The 19,541-nt window shown below is 63.9% G+C and carries 18 protein-coding genes; 17 read left to right on the forward strand and 1 reads right to left on the reverse strand.

Annotation, left to right across the window (positions count from 1 at the left end; genetic code table 11):
- The first annotated feature begins 111 nt into the window (after positions 1-111).
- From ACI2KA_RS08770 to ACI2KA_RS08850, 17 genes are all read left to right on the forward strand, one after another.
- Positions 112-750 (forward strand): TIGR02217 family protein, encoded by a 639-nt coding sequence (locus ACI2KA_RS08770; protein WP_404501123.1) that lies wholly within the window; start codon positions 112-114, stop codon positions 748-750.
- Positions 747-1,631, forward strand: coding sequence for a DUF2163 domain-containing protein (locus ACI2KA_RS08775; RefSeq protein WP_404501125.1), 885 nt, complete (start codon positions 747-749; stop codon positions 1,629-1,631). Before ACI2KA_RS08770 ends, ACI2KA_RS08775 begins: the two co-directional genes overlap by 4 nt.
- Positions 1,628-2,062, forward strand: coding sequence for an NlpC/P60 family protein (locus tag ACI2KA_RS08780; protein ID WP_404501127.1), 435 nt, complete (start codon positions 1,628-1,630; stop codon positions 2,060-2,062). The genes ACI2KA_RS08775 and ACI2KA_RS08780 overlap by 4 nt, the downstream gene beginning before the upstream one ends.
- 16 nt (positions 2,063-2,078) lie before the next feature.
- Positions 2,079-5,879, forward strand: a complete 3,801-nt coding sequence (locus tag ACI2KA_RS08785) for a glycoside hydrolase/phage tail family protein (protein WP_404501129.1) — start codon at positions 2,079-2,081, stop codon at positions 5,877-5,879.
- A gap of 34 nt (positions 5,880-5,913) precedes the next feature.
- On the forward strand, positions 5,914-6,120 hold the full coding sequence (locus ACI2KA_RS08790; RefSeq protein ID WP_404501131.1) for a hypothetical protein: 207 nt from the start codon (positions 5,914-5,916) through the stop codon (positions 6,118-6,120).
- 139 nt (positions 6,121-6,259) lie between these two features.
- A complete protein-coding gene (locus tag ACI2KA_RS08795; RefSeq protein WP_404501133.1) occupies positions 6,260-6,514 on the forward strand; it encodes a hypothetical protein in 255 nt (84 codons plus the stop codon).
- Between the two features lie 90 nt (positions 6,515-6,604).
- Entirely contained in the window at positions 6,605-7,276 is a 672-nt protein-coding gene (locus tag ACI2KA_RS08800; RefSeq protein WP_003509815.1) for a response regulator transcription factor, read from the forward strand.
- A complete protein-coding gene (locus ACI2KA_RS08805) occupies positions 7,266-8,666 on the forward strand; it encodes an ATP-binding protein (RefSeq protein ID WP_404501135.1) in 1,401 nt (466 codons plus the stop codon). The genes ACI2KA_RS08800 and ACI2KA_RS08805 overlap by 11 nt, the downstream gene beginning before the upstream one ends.
- A 103-nt stretch (positions 8,667-8,769) precedes the next feature.
- Positions 8,770-9,198, forward strand: a complete 429-nt coding sequence (locus ACI2KA_RS08810; protein ID WP_404501221.1) for a hypothetical protein — start codon at positions 8,770-8,772, stop codon at positions 9,196-9,198.
- A 158-nt stretch (positions 9,199-9,356) separates the two neighbouring features.
- On the forward strand, positions 9,357-10,511 hold the full coding sequence (gene ccmI, locus ACI2KA_RS08815; RefSeq protein WP_404501137.1) for a c-type cytochrome biogenesis protein CcmI: 1,155 nt from the start codon (positions 9,357-9,359) through the stop codon (positions 10,509-10,511).
- Entirely contained in the window at positions 10,508-11,017 is a 510-nt protein-coding gene (gene ccmE / locus ACI2KA_RS08820; RefSeq protein WP_404501139.1) for a cytochrome c maturation protein CcmE, read from the forward strand. Before ccmI ends, ccmE begins: the two co-directional genes overlap by 4 nt.
- A complete protein-coding gene (locus tag ACI2KA_RS08825) occupies positions 11,014-13,005 on the forward strand; it encodes a heme lyase CcmF/NrfE family subunit (RefSeq protein WP_404501141.1) in 1,992 nt (663 codons plus the stop codon). Before ccmE ends, ACI2KA_RS08825 begins: the two co-directional genes overlap by 4 nt.
- Before the next feature lie 41 nt (positions 13,006-13,046).
- Positions 13,047-13,514, forward strand: a complete 468-nt coding sequence (locus ACI2KA_RS08830) for a cytochrome c-type biogenesis protein CcmH (protein ID WP_404501143.1) — start codon at positions 13,047-13,049, stop codon at positions 13,512-13,514.
- A gap of 154 nt (positions 13,515-13,668) precedes the next feature.
- The gene (locus ACI2KA_RS08835) at positions 13,669-15,222 is read left to right on the forward strand and encodes a Do family serine endopeptidase (protein WP_404501145.1); all 1,554 of its coding nucleotides are present in this window, start codon (positions 13,669-13,671) and stop codon (positions 15,220-15,222) included.
- A gap of 299 nt (positions 15,223-15,521) precedes the next feature.
- Positions 15,522-16,280: a response regulator transcription factor gene (locus ACI2KA_RS08840; protein WP_404501147.1), complete on the forward strand. Its 759-nt coding sequence runs from the start codon at positions 15,522-15,524 to the stop codon at positions 16,278-16,280.
- A 9-nt stretch (positions 16,281-16,289) separates the two neighbouring features.
- Complete coding sequence (locus ACI2KA_RS08845) at positions 16,290-17,699, forward strand: sensor histidine kinase (protein ID WP_404501223.1); 1,410 nt, start codon at positions 16,290-16,292, stop codon at positions 17,697-17,699.
- Positions 17,700-17,922: 223 nt separating this feature from the next.
- Positions 17,923-18,348 carry a thiol-disulfide oxidoreductase DCC family protein gene (locus tag ACI2KA_RS08850; RefSeq protein WP_404501149.1) on the forward strand — a complete coding sequence of 142 codons (426 nt, stop codon included), beginning with the start codon at positions 17,923-17,925 and terminating at the stop codon, positions 18,346-18,348.
- Positions 18,349-18,510: 162 nt separating this feature from the next.
- On the opposite strand, the gene ACI2KA_RS08855 is transcribed toward ACI2KA_RS08850, so the two are convergent.
- On the reverse strand, positions 18,511-19,368 hold the full coding sequence (locus tag ACI2KA_RS08855; protein WP_404501151.1) for a MipA/OmpV family protein: 858 nt from the start codon (positions 19,366-19,368) through the stop codon (positions 18,511-18,513).
- Between the last annotated feature and the right edge of the window lie 173 nt (positions 19,369-19,541).

Genomic DNA, 19,541 nt, shown 5'->3' on the forward strand with positions numbered 1-19,541 from the left:
ATGGCGCAACGCCCTCCGCCCGCATCGCTGTGACAAGCACGGGGAAGGGGACACGGCTGAAGCACCAGCCCAGCTTTAAAAACCATCAGAAAAGAATCCAGGAACAACGACATGACGGCATTTCATGAAGTGCGGTTTCCGCTGCGGCTGGCGCTCGGTGTGAGCGGCGGGCCGGTAAGGCGCACCGATATCGTCAATCTTTCCAACGGGCGGGAGAACCGCAACCAGCGCTGGAAGAATGCGAGACGCGCCTATGATGCCGGCTCGGGCATCCGCTCCCTCGCCGATCTTTACGAGGTGCTGGCCTTTTTCGAAGCCCGGCGCGGCGAGCTTTACGGTTTCCGCTTTCGCGATCCGGTGGATTGCAGATCCTGCCCGCCGGATGGAACACCCGCCGCCACCGATCAGAGAATAGGCACCGGTGACGGGGTGACGGCGGGGTTCCAGCTGCTGAAGATCTATGCCGATGCGGGCGGCTCCTTCACCCGCCGCATCGAAAAACCGGTCGAGGGCTCGGTCGTCGTGTCGGTCGAGGGGGTGAGGGTGCCGCTGCCGGATGTTTCCGTCGATCATGCGACCGGCATGGTGACGTTCGCCGCCGGACGGTTGCCGCCTGCCGGCGCGGTGATCCGGGCGGGTTTCGAGTTCGACGTGCCGGTGCGCTTTGCGATCGATCGCATCGACGTCAACCTCACCGCTTTCGAGGCGGGCCGCATTCCCTCCATTCCGTTGATGGAAATCCTGCCATGAAGACCATTCCTGCCGCCCTGGCCGCGCATCTGAAGGAAGACGCCACCACCACCTGCCATTGCTGGAAAGTAACGCTGAGGCATGGCGTGGTCATCGGTTTTACCGATCATGACGAAACGTTGTTCTTTGCCGGCACAGCCTATCTGGCCGCCAGCGGCTTTGCGGCGAGCGACAGCGACAGTGAAGCGGGGCTGGGCGCCAGCGCCGGCGAGGTGGCGGGCGGTTTTTCCAGCGAGGCGATTTCGGAGGACGATCTGGCCTCCGGTCGTTTCGATGGCGCGAGAGTGGAGCTTTTCCTGGTCAACTGGCAGGCCCCGGAACAGCACGTATTGCTTTCCGTGCGCGAGATCGGCGAGGTGGCGCGGGCGGGCGGGGCGTTCCGCGCCGAGCTGCGCAGCCTCGCCCATCGTCTCGGCCAGCCGCAGGGCAGAATTTACGGGCGGCGCTGCGATGCGGCGCTGGGAGACCGGCGCTGCGGCGTCGATCTGGCGCGGTTTACCGGCCACGGCAGCGTGACGGCGGTGGATGCATCCGGCAATCTGCTGGCATCGGGACTTGATGCTTTTCCCGACGGTTTCTTCAGCCGGGGGAGATTGCGGTTTGTGAGCGGCAAACTCATCGGCAGGGGTTTCGACCTCGACGGGCATGAGAAGCGCAACGGCGGCGCGCTTCTGTCCTTCTGGCTGGCGCCGGAACACAGGCCATCGGCGGGAGACGGCTTTTCCGTTACCGCCGGCTGTGACAGGCATTTCGCCACCTGCCGGATAAAATTCGACAATCACCTGAATTTTCGGGGCTTTCCGCATCTGCCGGGGGCGGATTTCGCCTATTCTTATGCCAGCGGCGGCCAGACCCATGACGGCGGGGTGCTGTTTCCATGAGTGATGGCGGAGAAAAGGTGCTGGCCGCGGCCAAAAGCTGGATCGGCACGCCCTACCGGCACCAGGCCTCGTTGAAGAATGTCGGCTGTGATTGCCTTGGTCTGGTCCGGGGCGTCTGGCGCGAAATGTATGGGGCGGAGCCGGAAACGCCGCCGCCCTATGCGCCGGACTGGGCCGAACGCGGCGGCAAGGACCGGCTGATGGCGGCGGCGCATTGCCATTTTCTGGCGGTGCCGGGCATGGAGGCGGCGAGGCCCGGCGATCTGCTGCTGTTTCGCTGGCGGGCCGATGCGGCGGCGAAACATCTCGGCATCCTCGCAGGACCCCAGCATTTCATCCATGCCTATGAACAGGCGGCGGTGGTGTGTTCCGCGCTGGTGCCGGGCTGGAGGCGGCGCATTGCCGGCGTTTTCCGGTTCCCCGATCCCTGATTTTTTCGAGGCAAGCATGGCGACCATTGTTTTTCAGGCGGCGGGCGCGGCGCTCGGCGGTGTTTTCGGCCCGCTCGGGGCGGTCATCGGCCGGGCGGCCGGGGCGCTGGCGGGCAATGCCCTCGACCGCGCCGTGCTCTCCGGCGGGCGCAGCCAGTCGGGCGCGCGGCTGTCGACGGCGCGTATTCCGGGCGCGGACGAGGGAGCGGCGATCAACCGGCTCTACGGCACGGCGAGGATCGGCGGCACGCTGATCTGGGCGACGCGTTTTGAGGAAAGCATTGTGGCGGAGCGGCGCGGCGGTAAGGGCAATCGCGGTCCGAAGGTGGAGAGCTATCGTTATTTCGCCAATCTCGCCATCGGCCTGTGCGAAGGCGAGGCGGCCATGGTGCGGCGCGTCTGGGCCGATGGGCGGGAAATCGACCTCGCCGGCGTCGAGATGCGCTTTTATTCCGGCAGCGAGACGCAAATGCCCGATCCGTTGATCCAGGCGAAACAGGGCGCGGGCAACGCACCTGCCTTTCGCGGGCTGACTTATGTGGTCTTCGAACGCCTGCCGCTCGACGATTACGGCAACCGCATTCCGCTGATGCAGTTCGAGGTGGTGCGGCCGGTGGGACGGCTGGAAAAATCGATCCGTGCGATCACCGTCATTCCCGGCGCGACGGAGCATGGTTACGCCACGGCGCCGGTTTCGGAACGCACGGGCTTGGGCGAAAGCCGGGTAATGAACCGCAACGCCTTGACGGACGCAACCGACTGGCAGGCGGCCATCGACGAGTTGCAGGCGCTGTGCCCCAATCTGAAAAGCGTGGCGCTGGTGGTGAGCTGGTTCGGCACGGATATGCGGGCGGGTGAATGCCGCATCGTGCCCGGGGTGGAAGCGGCTGTCCGCGATGGTGAGACAACGCCGTGGTCCGTCGCCGGCCTTTCGCGGGATGCGGCACATCTGGTCAGCCGTCACGGCGGCGGCCCGGCCTATGGCGGTACGCCCAACGATGAGAGCGTGGTGCAGGCGATAGCCGACCTCAGGACGCGCGGACTGGGGGTATGCCTTTATCCCTTCGTGATGATGGATGTGCCCGCCGGCAACGGCCTTCCCGACCCCTATGGCGAGCGCGAGCAGGCCGCCTATGGCTGGCGCGGCCGTATCACCTGCTTTCCCGCACCCGGCAGGGCCGGCTCTGCGGATCGCAGCACGGGCGCGCGGGCGGCGGTCGCCGCCTTCTGCAACCGTCAAGAAGGCTATCGCCGCCTGGTTCTGCATTATGCGGCGCTTGCGGCGCGGGCGGGCGGGGTGGATGCCTTTCTGATCGGCTCGGAACTGCGCGGGCTGACGGCGCTTCGGGACCAGAACGATGCCTTTCCCTTCGTCGAGGAGCTGGTGCGGCTGGCGGGCGATGTGCGCGCCATCGTGGGGCCGGCAACGAAGCTCACCTATGCGGCGGACTGGAGCGAATATTTCGGTCATCATCCGGCGGACGGTTCGGGTGACGTGTTCTTCCATCTCGATCCGCTCTGGGCAAGCCCCGATATCGACGCCATCGGCATCGACAATTACATGCCGCTCTCCGACTGGCGCGACGAGGATGCCGCAAACGGCAATCCGGATGGCATGACCGGCCCGGATGACGCCGCCGCTTTTCGGCGCGCCATCACGGCGGGCGAGGGGTTTGACTGGTATTATGCCAGCGATGCGGACCGTGCCGCCCGGCGGCGCACGCCCGTCACCGACGGGCTGAAGGGCAAGCCGTGGATGTTCCGCTACAAGGACCTGCAAAACTGGTGGGGCAACTTCCATCACGACCGGGTGCGCGGCACGGAAAAAGCCACGCCGACCGCATGGACGCCGGGCGCAAAACCTGTCTGGCTCACCGAACTCGGCTGCCCGGCGGTGGACAAGAGCGCGACGCGCCCGAACGTCTTTCCCGATCCGAAATCGGCGGAAAACGCCTTTCCGCATTTTTCCCGCAGGAGCCGGGCGGACAGCCAGCAGCGGCGGTTTCTGCAAGCGCATCTCGACCATTGGGACGAGGGTGATGCGGCGATGGTGGATAAAAACCGGATCTATCTGTGGACCTGGGACGCGCGGCCCTTTCCCGCCTTTCCGCAGAACGGCGCGGTCTGGAGCGATGGCGGCAACTGGCGCACGGGTCACTGGCTGAACGGCCGGCTGGGTACGGCCACGCTCGCCGATACGGTTGCGGCCATCCTCACGGATCATGGGTTTTCCGCTTTCGACGTCTCCGCCGTCAGCGGTGACATGACCGGTTATGTGCAGGGCGACGTGACGTCGGCCCGCAACCTGCTGGAGCCGCTGATGGCGGCGTTCCAGCTGGATGTGGCGGAGGATGGCGGCCTCCTGCGCTTCCGCTCGCGCAACACGGCGGTTTTGCCCGTCCGCGACATCGGCGTGCTTGCCGATCCCGCTGACGGGCCGCTCTGGTCGGAAAATCGCGGTCATGACAGCGATTTTGCCGCCGAGGCCGTGCTGACCTCCTTCAATCCGGCGCTCGATTACGAACAGGCGAGCATGCGGTCCCGCCGCATCGACAATGCCGGCAGCCGGGTGATGCGGCTCGACCTCAATGCCGCCTTGCCCGCGGAAACGGCGGAAGCGGTGGTCGAGGCGATGCTGCGCGACAATCGCCAGCTGCGGCGCAGCCTGCGCTTCTCCCTGCCGGCCGCCGATATCGCGCTTGAGGCAGGGGACTGCATCCGTCTGCCGGAAAGCGCCTTTCCGCAGGCTCCGGCAGGCCGGTTTCTGGTTGACCGGATCGAGGACGGTGCGGTGCGTCAGGTGGAGGCGCGGGCCTTTTCCGCCGCCGTTCCGGTTCTTGCAGGCGCCGCGGATGAGCGGCGCGCCGCCGGCACGGGTGGCGGCGAAGGTTTCGCGCCGGAAGTGCTGTTTCTCGACCTGCCGCATCATGACGGCATTCTTCCCGAGCATTCGGCGCGGATCGCCGCCTTCGCCAGGCCCTGGCGGCCTCTCCTCGTTTCCGCATCCTCGGATACGGATGGTTACCGCCAGCGCGCCGTGCTTGATCAACCGGCGATGATCGGCGCGCTGGCGGCGGCGCTTCTACCCGGCCCCTGCGGCCGTTTCGACCGCAACAACAAGCTCCTGATCGACCTGCCCTTCGGTGGGCTCGCTTCGGCAAACGCGCTTCCGGTGCTGAACGGCGAGAACCGTATCGCCATCAAGGCCGCAAATGGCGTCTGGGAGATCGTCGCCTTCACGACAGCCGAGGAAATCGCGCGCTCGCGCTGGCGGCTTTCCATCCTCCTGCGCGGGCTGGGCGGCACGGAAGATGCGCTGGCGGCGGGCGCGCCCGCAGGCGCACCGGCCGTGATGCTGGATGCGGCGGTACAGCCGCTCGGCCTCGCCGCCGGCGAGCGTGGGCGGCTGCTGAACTGGATCGTCGAAGCCTCGGGAAAGGCTGGCGCTTCGGCCGGGCCTTTCGCATTCGCAGGCGGATTACGGGCGCAGACGCCGCTTGCCCCCGTGCATCTTTCCGGCGTGCGCCAAAAGGATGGCGTTCTGATCCGCTGGAAACGCCGCAGCCGGATGGAAGCCGATGGCTGGGAAGCGAGCGACATCCCGCTGGACGAACCTTTCGAGCGATACCGTATCGAGGTGCTGGACGGCGGGGCCGTCAAACGGACGGCGGAGGTGCTTGAACCCTTCTGGCTTTATCCCGCAGCAGCCGAACTCACAGATTTCCCGGCCCTGCGGGATCACATTTCCGTGCGTGTCCGCCAGCTCGGCCGCGCGGTGCCTCTGGGAGTGGTGGCGCAGGCCGATCTCCCGCTCTGACAACCGCCTGAAAAACAACATGAAGGATGACATGATGGACAGCAGCAAGCCATGGTATCAATCACGCACGATCTGGGGCGCGCTGATTGCGGTTTTTGCACCGCTTTTCAGCATTGCCGGCCTTGATCTGCCGGCCGGCCTGCACGGCGAGCTGGCCGAGGGGCTGGTCGCGGTTGCCGGCGGAATAGGCGGCCTGATCGCGCTTTACGGCCGGCTTTCGGCAACCAGCACGATCCGCTGAGGACGCCCGCGACACCGCCGCTCCCGCCTTGCCCTGTCGCGGCGGGGGCGGCATTCATTTGCCATTCAGACGCTTTGCGCTACATATTCGGTCACAATACGGTTCGAGACGCACCCGGTTTTTTGTGGAAGTTTGTAGAATGGCATCACCTCTCATCATCGCGACGCTTGCAGCCGGACTTTCCGGTTTCACGGCGCCCGAGGCTGATTTGCAGGGCCGCTACATCCTCGCTGCCAGCGATTGCGGCGCAGCGGTCGCCCGCGTCGTGCGCGAAACCGGTGGCCAGCTTCTTTCGGTCTATCCTTCCGGCGACGGTCAGTCCTGTGTCGTCACCGTTCTCGTCCAGGGCAATGGCGAGCGCCCGCGCAAGGTAACGATGCGCGTGCCGATGTAGCTTGCCCGCATCGACGAAATATCGGAAAACAATCCGAGACACTTAGCATGACCGGCCGCGCGCTGGCCGGGACACAGGAAAGGGCGGACAATGCGTATTCTCGTTGTTGAGGACGATGCCAATCTCAATCGTCAGCTGACCGATGCGCTGAAAGAGGCCGGTTATGTTGTCGATCAGGCGTTTGACGGCGAGGAAGGGCATTATCTCGGCGATACCGAACCCTATGATGCGATCGTCCTCGATATCGGCCTGCCGCAGCTTGACGGCATCACCGTCGTCGAAAAATGGCGTGCGGCCGGCAAGGCCATGCCGGTGCTGATCCTCACCGCCCGCGACCGCTGGAGCGACAAGGTGGCGGGCATCGACGCCGGCGCCGACGATTACGTGACCAAGCCTTTCCATGTCGAAGAAGTGCTTGCCCGCGTGCGCGCGCTCATCCGCCGCGCCGCCGGCCACGCGTCCTCCGAACTGGTCTGCGGCCCGGTCCGGCTCGACACCAAATCTTCCAAGGCGACCGTCAACGGCACGACGCTGAAACTCACCTCGCACGAGTTCCGGCTCTTGTCCTATCTCATGCACCACATGGGCGAGGTCGTCTCGCGCACGGAGCTGGTCGAACATATGTACGATCAGGATTTCGACCGCGATTCCAACACGATCGAGGTGTTTGTCGGACGTTTGCGCAAGAAGCTGGGTGTGGACCTGATCGAGACGATCCGTGGTCTCGGTTACCGGATGCAAGCGCCGGCAGATGCGAAGTAATTCCCTCACCGCCCGCGTTCTGCTGCTCGCCTCGCTCTGGTCGGTGCTGGCGCTGGTGGTGATCGCCGTCGTCATCTCGACGCTTTACCGGCAGGGCGTGGAGCGCAGCTTCACCGATCTTCTCAGGGCGCAGCTTTATAACGTCATCAATTCCGTGACGATTTCCAACGAGAATACGCTGGCCGGCAGCCCGCAGCTCGGCGATCTGCGCTTTTCGCAGCCCGATACCGGCTGGTACTGGGTGGTCGAGCCGCTCGGCAATTTCCAGACCGCGCCGCTGGTTTCCTCCTCGCTCGGCGTTTCCACCCTGCCGGTGCCGAGCATTCTCGACGCGCCCTTCGACAACAGATACGAGCGCTTTTATGCCGTCACCGACGAGGCCGGCAACCAGGTGCGCGTGGCGGAAACGGAAGTGGTGCTGGACGGTGAGGGCCGCGCGGCGCGGTTCCGTGTATCCGGCAATCTGAATGTCGTGGAAGACGATGTACGCGATTTTTCCAACAGCCTCTATCTGGCGCTGGCCGTCTTCGGTGTCGGCAGTCTCGTCGTCAACGGCCTGGCCATTCTCTACAGCCTGAGGCCGCTCGATCAGGCCCGCGTCGCACTCGGCAAGATCAGGGGCGGCGAGGCGGAAAGCCTCGAAGGCGAGTTCCCACGCGAGATCCAGCCGCTGGCCAACGAGGTCAATGCGCTGATCGACAGCAACAGGCGATTGGTGGAGCGCGCCCGCATGCAGGTCGGCAATCTTGCGCATTCGCTCAAAACGCCGATCGCCGTTCTTTTGAACGAGGCCCGCACGCTGGACCCGCAGCATGGCGATCTGGTGCGGGCGCAGGCCGACGCCATGCAGGCGCAGGTGCAATCCTATCTCTCCCGTGCCCGCATCGCCGCCCAGCGCGGCTCGATCCTTGCGCGCGTGGAGGCGGAACCGGCGCTGGAACGGCTGGTGCGTGTGATGCGCCGCCTGAACCCCGAAAAACAGTTCGTGCTGAATTTCGACGAGGCCGGCGCCGTACTTGGCATGGAACAGCAGGATCTGGAGGAGGTCGTCGGCAACCTTCTCGAAAATGCTGCGCGTTTTGCCCAGACAAGGGTGGTCGTCACGCTTGCCGCCGGCACCCATCCGTCCTCCGATGCCGAAATCGCGCGCCGATCCTGGGTGGAACTGACGGTGGAGGATGACGGTCCGGGGCTGGAGCCGGAACAGATCAGCGAGGCGATGAAGCGCGGCCGGCGGCTTGACGAGAGCCGCCCGGGCACCGGCCTCGGCCTGTCGATCGTATCCGAGGTGGTGTCAGAATACCATGGCCGCTTTTCGCTGTCGCGCAGCGCCATCGGCGGGCTGAAGGCTGATCTGATTTTGCCGGGCCTTTCGAAAGAGCTTGCGTGAGCCGAGAAAAAAGGCAAGAAATTCAACGTCGGCATATTGGTGCAATGCGGTAGGAAGAGGACAGGGTTTGGTTGACGTGTATGATGGCTGTCGCTCCGTGACGATGCGTTCGCTGGTGTCACGCCCGGCACTTCTCTCGATCCTGTGCGTTTCGATGCTGAGCGCCTGCACCACCACGGGCACCCGCCCGTCGGGCGGCGGCCTGTTCGGCCGCTCGGCGCAGCCCTCGACGCCTTTTCTCGCCAATCTAGAGGGCGGCATCGTCGCGCGAAGCGGCGTGCAGCTCGACAGGGGCGACCAGACCAAGGCGCTGGAGGCGGAATACAAGGCGCTGGAAACGGCCCCGGTTGGCACGCCCGTGTCCTGGACCGGCGATGACGCCAAGGGCCAGGTGGTCGCCAATGCGCCCTATCAGGTCGGCAACCAGAATTGCCGGCAATATTCCCACAGCCTCACCGTGGACGGGCGTGACATCAAGGTGCGCGGCGCGGCCTGCCGCAATGCCGATGGCAGCTGGTCACCCCTGACGTAACCGCTTTGACGTAAATCAAGGTCACGGGCCTTTCGCAGTGACAGGAAGAGGCATGGCGGAACGCTAAACAGGGTCTGCGGTGCGGCGTGATGTCTCAAATTCGCGTCATCCCCGCGCTTCATGTTTCCATGTGCCGCGCATTCGAGTAATTGAGCCTTATGTTCTGGATTGTCGTTGCGATATTGACGGCGGCTGTCGCCATCGTCCTGATGTATCCGCTGATGCGGAAGGCCGAGGTGTCTGTGCCGCGCCGCGACGGTGAAGTCGCCGTTTATCGCGACCAGCTTGCCGAACTGGACCGCGAGCGCGCCGCCGGCCTGATCGGCGCAACCGAAGCGGACTATGCCCGCGCCGAAATCGGTCGCCGCCTGCTGGCCGCCGCCGAGACGCAAGCGCAGCCGGGCGGGCTGTCCCGGCCGTCCCGGCACAATATCGCCGCCGGCCTCATCACCTTTCTGCTGCCGGCGCTCGGGCTCTGTCTTTACATCTGGAACGGCAGTCCGGAAGCGCCGGACATGCCGCTCGAGGCGCGTCTTGAAAACCCCGGCAATGACATGAACCTGCTGGTCGCCCGCGCCGAACGGCATCTGGCGCAGAACCCGCAGGACGGCGCCGGCTGGGACATTCTCGCGCCGATCTATTTCAAGACGCTGCGGCTTGGCGATGCCGAGCTTGCCTATCGCAATGCGCTTCGTATTCTGGGGCCAAGCGCCGAACGGCTGACGGGACTTGGCGAAACGCTGGTGGCCGGCAATGACGGCATTGTCATCGAGGCGGCGCGTGACGCATTTGCCGATGCTGAACGGCTGAAACCCGGCAATCCGCGCGCCCGCTTCTATCTGGCGCTGTCGTTGGAACAGGCGGGCAGGGCGGAAGAAGCGCGCGCGGCCTTTGCGGCGCTGGCGGCCGACGCGCCGGCCGGCGCACCCTGGCTGCCGCTGGTGCGCGATCATATCGCCCGGACCGGCGATGCGGCCGCACCCGGCCCGACCGCGCAGGATGTGGCTGCGGCAAACGACATGACGGCCGGCGACCGGCAGGCGATGATCGAGGGCATGGTGGCGAGCCTCGACGCCAGGCTGAAGGAGAACCCGGCCGATTTTGAAGGGTGGATGCGTCTTGTGCGCGCTTATTCCGTGCTGAACAACCAAGCCAGGGCCGGTGAGGCCTTGAGGGCCGGCTTGCAGGCTTTTCCGCCGGAGGGTGAGCAGGGCAAACAGCTTCTGGCGCTGGCGAAGGAACTCGGCATTTCCGCCGGACCGATCCGCACCACCGGGCAACAGGATGCCGCGCCGCAGGGAGTGACGCAATGACCCGCAAACAGAAACGCCTGGCGATCATCGGCGGCGGCATGAGCTTTATCCTTGCAGCCGTGCTGCTCGTCATGTTCGCCTTCGGCCAGTCCATCGCCTATTTCTATATGCCTGCCGATCTGGAGAAGACGCCGGTCGACCCCGGCACCCGCATCCGTCTCGGCGGTCTGGTGGCGGAAGGGTCGGTCAAGCGCGGCGAGGGCCGAACGGTGAGCTTTACCGTGACGGATGGCGAGGCCAATGTGCCCGTCAGCTACACCGGTATCCTGCCCGATCTCTTTCGTGAAGGGCAGGGCGTCGTGACCGAAGGCGTGTTCGATGCCGCCACCCGCGGCTTCCTGGCCGACAGCGTACTCGCCAAGCATGACGAGAATTACATGCCGAAGGAAGTGGCCGATCGGCTGAAGGACAAGGGCCTCTGGCAGCAGACCGCGGGTGACGACCCTTCCGGCGCAATCTCGCCCACGGGTGGCGCAGCCGTCGACAGGACCGGAGTGACCAGATGATCAACGAGATCGGCCACTATGTCCTGATTTTGGCGCTCGGCGTCGGGCTGATCGTCTCGACTTTGCCGGTGATCGGCGTGCGCCGCAACGACCGGGCGCTGATGGATGTAGCCTCTGTCGGTTCGGTCCTGATGTTCCTGCTGGTGGGTCTTTCCTTCGCGGCGTTGACGCGGGCCTATGCCGTCTCGGATTTCTCCGTTCGCAACGTCTGGGAAAACTCCCATTCGCTGATGCCGATGATCTACAAGCTGACCGGCGTATGGGGCAACCACGAAGGCTCCATGCTGTTGTGGCTGCTTATTCTCGTATTTTTCAGCGCGCTCGTCGCCGCCTTCGGCCGCAACCTGCCGGAAACGCTCAAAGCCAATGTGCTGGCCGTACAGGCCTGGATTTCCGTCGCCTTCCTGCTGTTCATCCTGCTCACCTCCAATCCCTTCCTGCGTCTGGAGCGGGTGCCGGCCGAGGGGCAGGATCTCAACCCCATCCTTCAGGATTTGGGCCTCGCCATCCATCCGCCGCTGCTATACCTCGGTTATGTCGGCTTTTCCGTGTGCTTTTCCTTCGCGGTTGCGGCGCTTCTGGAAGGCCGCATCGATGCCGCCTGGGCGCGCTGGGTAAGGCCGTGGACACTCGCCGCCTGGACCTTCTTGACCGCCGGCATCTCCATGGGGTCTTATTGGGCCTATTATGAACTCGGCTGGGGCGGCTGGTGGTTCTGGGACCCGGTGGAAAATGCGTCCTTCATGCCGTGGCTTGCCGGCACGGCACTGCTGCATTCGGCGCTTGTCATGGAAAAGCGCGAGGCGCTGAAAATCTGGACCGTGCTGCTGGCGATCATGACCTTTTCGCTGTCGCTGCTCGGCACCTTCCTCGTCCGCTCCGGCGTCTTGACCTCGGTACATGCCTTTGCCACGGATCCGAGCCGCGGCATCTTCATTCTCGGCATTCTGACCGTGTTCATCGGCGGCGCCTTCGCGCTCTTTGCATGGCGCGCCCCGTCGCTGAAGGCCGGCGGCCTGTTCGCGCCGATCTCGCGTGAGGGCGCATTGGTCCTCAACAATCTGATCCTGACGGTCTCGACCGCCACGGTGCTGATCGGCACGCTCTATCCGCTGATCCTCGAAACCCTGACGGGAGAGAAAATCTCGGTCGGCGCGCCGTTCTTCAATCTCACTTTCGGCCTTCTGATGATCCCGATCCTGATCGTCACGCCGTTCGGGCCGATGCTGGCGTGGAAGCGCGGCGATCTTCTGGGCGCATTCCAGCGGCTTTATGTGGCGGCGGCGCTGGCGGCGCTTGCCGGGCTGACGCTCTGGTATGTTGAAAACGGCGGTCCGGTGCTGGCCGCACTCGGCCTTGCCGCCGGTTTCTGGCTGGTCTTCGGCGCGCTGGCCGATCTCTGGTATCGCGCCAATTTCGGCAAGCTGGCCTTCGGCATCGCATTCCGCCGTCTGAAAGGCCTGCCGCGCTCGGCCTTCGGCACCGCGCTGGCGCATATGGGGCTCGGCATCACCGTGCTCGGCATCGTCATCGTCACCACGTTCGAGACCGAGACGGTTCTGGAAATGAAAGAGGGCATGGTGGCGGAAGCGGGCGGTTACAGCCTGACCTTTGACGGTATCCGTCATGCCGCCGGCCCGAATTTCACTGAGGATCGCGGTCATTTCACCGTCCGCAGGGCGGGTGTGGAGGTGGCCGATGTCTGGTCGTCCAAGCGGCTTTATACCGCGCGGCGCATGCCGACGACCGAAGCCGGCATCCTGACCTTCGGCCTTAGCCAGCTCTATGTCTCGCTGGGCGACCCCATGGCCGATGGCGGCATGGTGGTGCGCATCTGGTGGAAACCCTTCATCCTGTGCATCTGGGGCGGCACGTTGTTCATGATGGCCGGTGGTTTCATCTCGCTCTCGGACAGGCGGTTGCGGGTGGGGGCGCCGAACCGCAAGGCGAAACCTGTACGGGCTGCAATGCCGGAGGCGGCGGAATGAGTGTGGCCTTGTTACGCTCATTCCTGTTCCGGGGAACAGGAATGAGGGAGAGAGTGGTAAGGCTCGCTCTTCTTCTCACCCTCATCTTCGCTGCAGCACTTCCCGCTCTCGCCTTCAACCCCGACGAAGTGCTGAAGGACCCCGTGCTGGAACAGCGCGCCCGCAACCTCACTTCCCAGCTCCGCTGCATGGTCTGCCAGAACCAGTCCATTGACGATAGCAATGCCGAGCTCGCGCGCGATCTCCGCGTCCTCGTGCGCGAGCGGCTGGTCGAGGGCGATAGCGACAAGGCGGTCATCGATTATGTCGTGTCGCGCTACGGCGAGTTCGTATTGCTCAAACCGCGCCTCAGCCTTCGCACCCTGCTTCTCTGGGGTGCGCCGATCGGTCTCACCCTTGCCGGAATTTTTGCCGTCTTCGTCTTTTCGCGCCGCCGCGCAACCCAGGAGCCGCCGCGGAAACTGAGTGCGGAGGAAGAACAGCGAATTCGCAATCTCATTGAAAAATAACCGGTTTCCATTTCAGTCCCCGGTTCTTTTTCAACATTACGGATTTTTCATTCGTCAGACACTTCGCCGTAAGGTGTTGCCTCCTATATCTTCATCATCCACCGCTTCTCCCCCGGTCACACGGGCTCCAGTTGAATGAAGAAAGAAGGTATCCATGTCTCACTCGCAAAACGGACGTTCCTCGCTGAAGACGGCTCTGAAGGCCACGACCGTCGGCGGTCTTGCCGCTTTGATGCTTTCCACCGGTATTGCCGCGCCGATCGTCCACTCCTTTGCCGCCCCCGTGGAAGTGAATGCGCCGCAGGTTCCGAGCTTCGCCAACGTGGTCGATGCGGTTTCGCCCGCCGTCGTTTCCGTCCGCGTGCAGTCCAACGTGCAGCCCGCTTCCGATGATTCCAGCAACTTCTCCTTCAATTTTGGCGGCCGTGGTCTCGACCAGCTGCCGGACGACCATCCGCTGAAGCGCTTCTTCAAGGAATTCGGCGGCCCCAACCAGGATCGTTCCGAGCGTGGCCCCAACCGCCACCGCGACGGCAAGGGTCCGCTGCGCCCGGTCGCCCAGGGTTCCGGCTTCTTCATCTCCGAAGACGGTTATGTCGTCACCAACAACCACGTGGTCGATGACGGGTCCGCCTATACGATCGTGATGAATGACGGCACCGAACTCGACGCCAAGCTTGTCGGCCGCGATCCGCGCACCGATCTGGCGCTGCTGAAGGTCGATGTGAACCGCAAGTTCACCTATGTGAAATTCGCCGATGACAGCAAGATCCGCGTCGGTGACTGGGTCGTCGCCGTCGGCAACCCCTTCGGCCTCGGCGGCACGGTCACCTCGGGCATCGTTTCCGCTCGCGGCCGTGATATCGGCTCCGGCCCCTATGACGATTACCTGCAGATCGACGCCGCCGTGAACCGTGGTAACTCCGGTGGTCCCGCCTTCAACCTCAACGGCGAAGTGGTCGGCATCAACACCGCCATCTTCTCGCCCTCCGGCGGCAATGTCGGCATCGCCTTCGCCATTCCGGCATCGGTCGCCAAGGACGTGATCGCCGACCTGCAGAAGGACGGCAAGGTCGAGCGCGGCTGGCTCGGCGTGCAGATCCAGCCGGTCAGCAAGGATATTGCCGAATCGCTCGGCCTTTCCGAAGCAAGCGGCGCGCTCGTCGTCTCGCCGCAGTCCGGCTCGCCGGGCGACAAGGCCGGCATCAAGCAGGGTGACATCATCACCGCCGTCAATGGCGAGCCGGTCAAGGACGCCCGCGACCTGTCGCGCCGCATCGGCGGCATGGCGCCCAACACCAAGGTCGAAATCTCGCTGTGGCGCGGCGGCAAGTCGCAGTCGGTCACGGTCACCCTCGGGGATCTCGCCAGCGACGACGCGTCCAAGGCAACGCCGAGCCAGAACGACGACAAGGGCGGCCAGTCCTCCAGCGAGAAGGTGCTGTCCAGCCTCGGCCTGACGGTGACCCCCGCCGATGACGGCAATGGCCTTGCCATCACCGATGTCGATCCCGACAGCGATGCTGCCGCCCGTGGCCTGAAGACCGGTGAGAAGATCACCTCCGTCAACAACCAGCAGGTCGCTTCCGCCGCCGATATCGAGAAGATCCTCGAACAGGCCAAGAAGGACGGACGCTCCAAGGCGCTGTTCCAGATCCAGACGGATGACGGCAGCCGCTTCATCGCACTGGATATCGACCAGGGTTGATAAGTTAGAACGCGGTGCCGGCTCTTTCGGGAGCCGGCCTCGTTTGCCGCTTTCGAAAGGGGCGGTTGAGCATGGCGGGGCGTCGCGGCCCGTTTCTTCTCCCTGACGGGGAGAAGGTGGCCCGAAGGGTCGGATGAGGGGCAACCCCCTCGATCTATCGCTGACGTCGCCCCTCATTCCGCTGCCGCGACCTTCTCCCCGGCGGGGAGAAGAAACAGGCGGCGACCACTCGCTCCACGGGTTTGCACCCATCTTGAAGCGGGAAAACGCCAAAGGCCTAAGTCTTCGGAGGAAACCTCATGGAAAACAAGGTTCAGGAAATGTCTGTCGCCTCTCTTTCCGGTTGTGCGGAAAAGGGCGAGGGCGCTATTGTCCCGCACATGAAGATTCTTGTCATTGAAGACGACCTCGAGGCTGCGGCCTATATGACCAAGGCGTTCCGCGAAGCCGGGATCGTCGCCGATCATGCGAGCGACGGCGAGAGCGGCCTGTTCATGGGCTGCGAAAACGCTTACGACGTGATGGTGATCGACCGCATGCTGCCGCGCCGCGACGGGCTTTCCGTCATCAGCGAGTTGCGCCGCCGCGGCATCGAGACGCCGGTTCTGATCCTCTCCGCGCTGGGGCAGGTGGATGACCGCGTGACGGGCCTGCGCGCCGGCGGCGACGATTATCTGCCGAAGCCCTACGCCTTTTCCGAATTGCTCGCCCGCATCGAGGTGCTCGGCCGCCGCAAGGGCAAGCCGGAACAGGACATGATCTACCGCGTCGGCGATCTCGAACTCGACCGCCTGTCGCATGATGTCCGTCGCGGCGGCAAGGAAATCCTTTTGCAGCCGCGCGAATTCCGCCTGCTGGAATATCTGATGAAGAATGCCGGCCAGGTCGTCACCCGCACCATGCTTCTCGAAAATGTCTGGGATTATCATTTCGACCCGCAGACCAATGTCATCGACGTGCATGTCTCCCGCCTGCGCTCCAAGATCGAGAAGGACTTCGAAAAGCCGCTTCTGAAGACCATTCGCGGCGCCGGTTACATGATGAAGGACGAGGGCTGATTGGCGAAAATGGCCCGCCTCAGAATATTGTTCAGATCGACGGCGGTGCGCCTTTCGGCGCTCTATATCCTGCTGTTTGCGCTCTGCGCCGCTTTCCTCGTGTTTTACGTCACCGCCCTTTCCGAAAAGCTGCTGAACCAGCAGACGCGTGACGCCGTGTTGCAGGAAGTCTCGGATGTGCAGCGCATCTATAATCGCGGCGGCATCAATCCGTTGCTCAGGATGATGGAGCGCCGCGCCCGCCAGCCGGGGGCGAGCCTTTATGTCATTGCCGGGCCGAATGGCGAAATCCTCGCCGGCAACGTCGCCTCCGTGCAGCCCGGTGTCTTCGACAAGGAAGGCTGGACGGGATTCCCCTTCCGTTACGAGCGTTATTCCGAAAGCGGCGACAGCGTCCAGCATCTCGCCACCGCCAATGTCTTCCTGCTGGACAATGGCCTGCGCATCCTGATCGGCCGCGACCTTGGCGAGCCGACAAAGTTCCGCGCGCTGGTGCGCAATGCGCTGATGGTGGCGCTGGCGATCATGAGCGGCGGCGCGCTGCTCATCTGGTTCGGTATTGGCCGCAACGCCCTGAAACGCATCGACCGCATGTCGGCTGCAACCAAGAAGATCATGGCCGGCGATCTTTCGCAGCGTTTGCCGCAGGGCCGCTCGGGCGACGAGTTCGACCGGCTGTCCGGTTCGCTCAACGCCATGCTCGGCCGCATCGAAAAATTGAACGAAGGCTTGCGGCAGGTCTCCGACAATATCGCCCACGACCTCAAAACGCCGTTGACGCGGTTACGCAACAAGGCGGCTGCCGCCCTGGACGATGATGACGAGACCAGACGGCGCGCGGCGCTCGAGGGCATCATCGCCGAATCCGACCAGCTTATCCGCACCTTCAACGCGCTGTTGATGATTTCCCGCGTCGAGGCGGGCTCGATCGCTGCTGAAATGACCGATGTGGACATGTCTGCGATTGCCGCCGACAGCGCCGAGCTTTACGAACCGGTGGCCGAGGATGCCGGCCTTGCGCTGGAAGCGCAGATAGAGCCCGGCCTTTCGGTGCAGGGCAACCGCGAACTGATCGGCCAGGCCCTGTCGAACCTCATCGACAATGCCATGAAATATGCCTGCGAAAGCGAAGGTGACAAAAAACTCGCCGTCCGCCTGGTAAAGGAGCCGGAGGCAATCGTGCTCTCCGTTGCCGATAATGGCCCGGGCATCCCCGCCGACAAACGCGGCGAAGTGCTGAAACGTTTCGTGCGGCTGGACGAAAGCCGTTCCAAGCCGGGCACCGGCCTCGGCCTGTCGCTGGTGGAGGCGGTGATGGAATTGCACGGCGGATCGCTGGTGCTGTCGGATACCGATGCCTCGAATGCGGCTTGCCCGGGCTTGACCGTCTCGATGGTCTTTCCGCTTGCAAAGCCATGAAGCGGCAGCCTGGCGACCCGGGTGTCGCACGCTGCCTCTTGTGCATGAGACCGGCCCGGTAAAAACCGAGCTGACCTTGGATATTGGCGCGGAAATTCTTTTCCGCCCGAGACATGACGGTCTTTTGAGATTGAATTAAAAGCAGATCGGAAGAATATTGTCGCGATTATTGCTGCACTCCAGCCGTCGGTCGCATGGCGATCGGCAAAAGGACTTGTGACAGATGGCAGGCACAACGCCCCCGGCCGGCGACCCGCATGGCCCCATCATTCTGTTCGACGCCGAATGTGTGCTGTGTTCCGTCAATGCCCAGTTCGTGCTGCGGCATGACACGCGGGGATATTTCCGGCTGGCATCCATGCAGGGTGCGGCCGGGGCGGAAATCTACCGGCGGCACGGCATGGATCCGAAAGATCCGGTCAGCCTGCTGGTGGTGGACGGCGACAGGGTGCGACAGGATAGCGACGCTGTTTTGAGCATCTACGAGGCGCTCGGCATGCCTTGGCGGCTGCTTTCTCTCTTGCGCGTCATCCCCGCATTTCTGCGCGATCCCGTTTACCGCTGTTTCGCACGCAATCGCTACCGTTGGTTCGGAAAGCGCGCGCAATGCTGGGTGGCGCCGCCGCAATACAGGGACAGGATTCTTTGACCGCAGTGAGAGCCGCACATACAAGACATACGGCAATCCTGGCGGGTCGGGTGCTGACTGATCGCGTGCAAACGGCGCGCTGGCCCCGCTGATATCCGCAGTTCCGGCCTTCCCCTGGCTCGGGAGAACATGCCGCGGCCGTGGATGCTTACGCTTTGCGGCTCAGAACGTATAGGCCACGCCCACCATCGCGAATGGCTGTATGTCCTTCTTCACCACCGGGCTGTCTTTCGCGTCGCCCAGCAGGAAGCCGACGCCGCCGGTACCCGTCAGGACCCAGTTTTCCGTCATGAGATAGGAGATCGAGGCGCTGGCGTCGATGCGCTTGAAACCGGCCTTCGCGTCATAGCGGCGCAGACCGGAGCGGGCCGATTGCGCCGGGGTGACGCCGAAATAGGATTTCATGTGGTTGTCGTCGGCCCAGGTGGCGGAAAGGTCCGCACCGAGAATGAACTGGTCGACCTTGTGCGAAACGCTGGCGCCGACGGTCGCCGTCAGGCCTTCGCTGCCGCCGATGGTCTTGTCCACCTTGGCATAGATTTCGAAAGGCTCGATGCCATAGGCGACGATACCGCCGACCACGCCGCCTGCCTTGATGTCGCCCAGCCCGCGCAGGTTCTTCCTGTCGTCCTTTTCCTTGCGCCCGGCTTCCCAGCCGCCTTTGATGCCCAGCCTGAAACCGTTCTGGTTCACGAGATTGACGGTGGCGCCGCTGAAATCGATGCTCAGCGTATCGCCATATTGCACGGATACCAGCGGAACGGCGCCGACCTCCAGCTTGTCGGACCCCTCATATTTCGGGGCATAGGCGGCACCGACGCCGAGCGTGATCTTCCAGTCGCTGGAGCTGCTGTAGCGGGCATTGTCGAAATTGCCCTGCGGATCGGCCAGCCGGTCCGATTTGCCGATATCGGCGGCGAGGACCGGCGTGCAGACGGCTTGCGCCATGGGCAGCGTTATCAGGCAGAGCGCCAGGGCACGCAGGTTCTTTTGCGATTTCACCGTCATAAATTCTCTCATGATCATATCCGTTGCAGCATCGAGTGTGGGAAAACCCGGGAGCCGGGCTTTGTTGAGGAGGACGCTACGCGGGCACAATTGCGGAGACATTACGTGACGCCGGCCCACACGCCTGGCTTTGAAAATCCGGAGGCGGCTTTGTAAAACATCGGCAAGAGCGGTTTTCCTGATCG

This window comes from Agrobacterium sp. NPDC089420, assembly GCF_044900305.1.
Taxonomy (GTDB): domain Bacteria; phylum Pseudomonadota; class Alphaproteobacteria; order Rhizobiales; family Rhizobiaceae; genus Agrobacterium.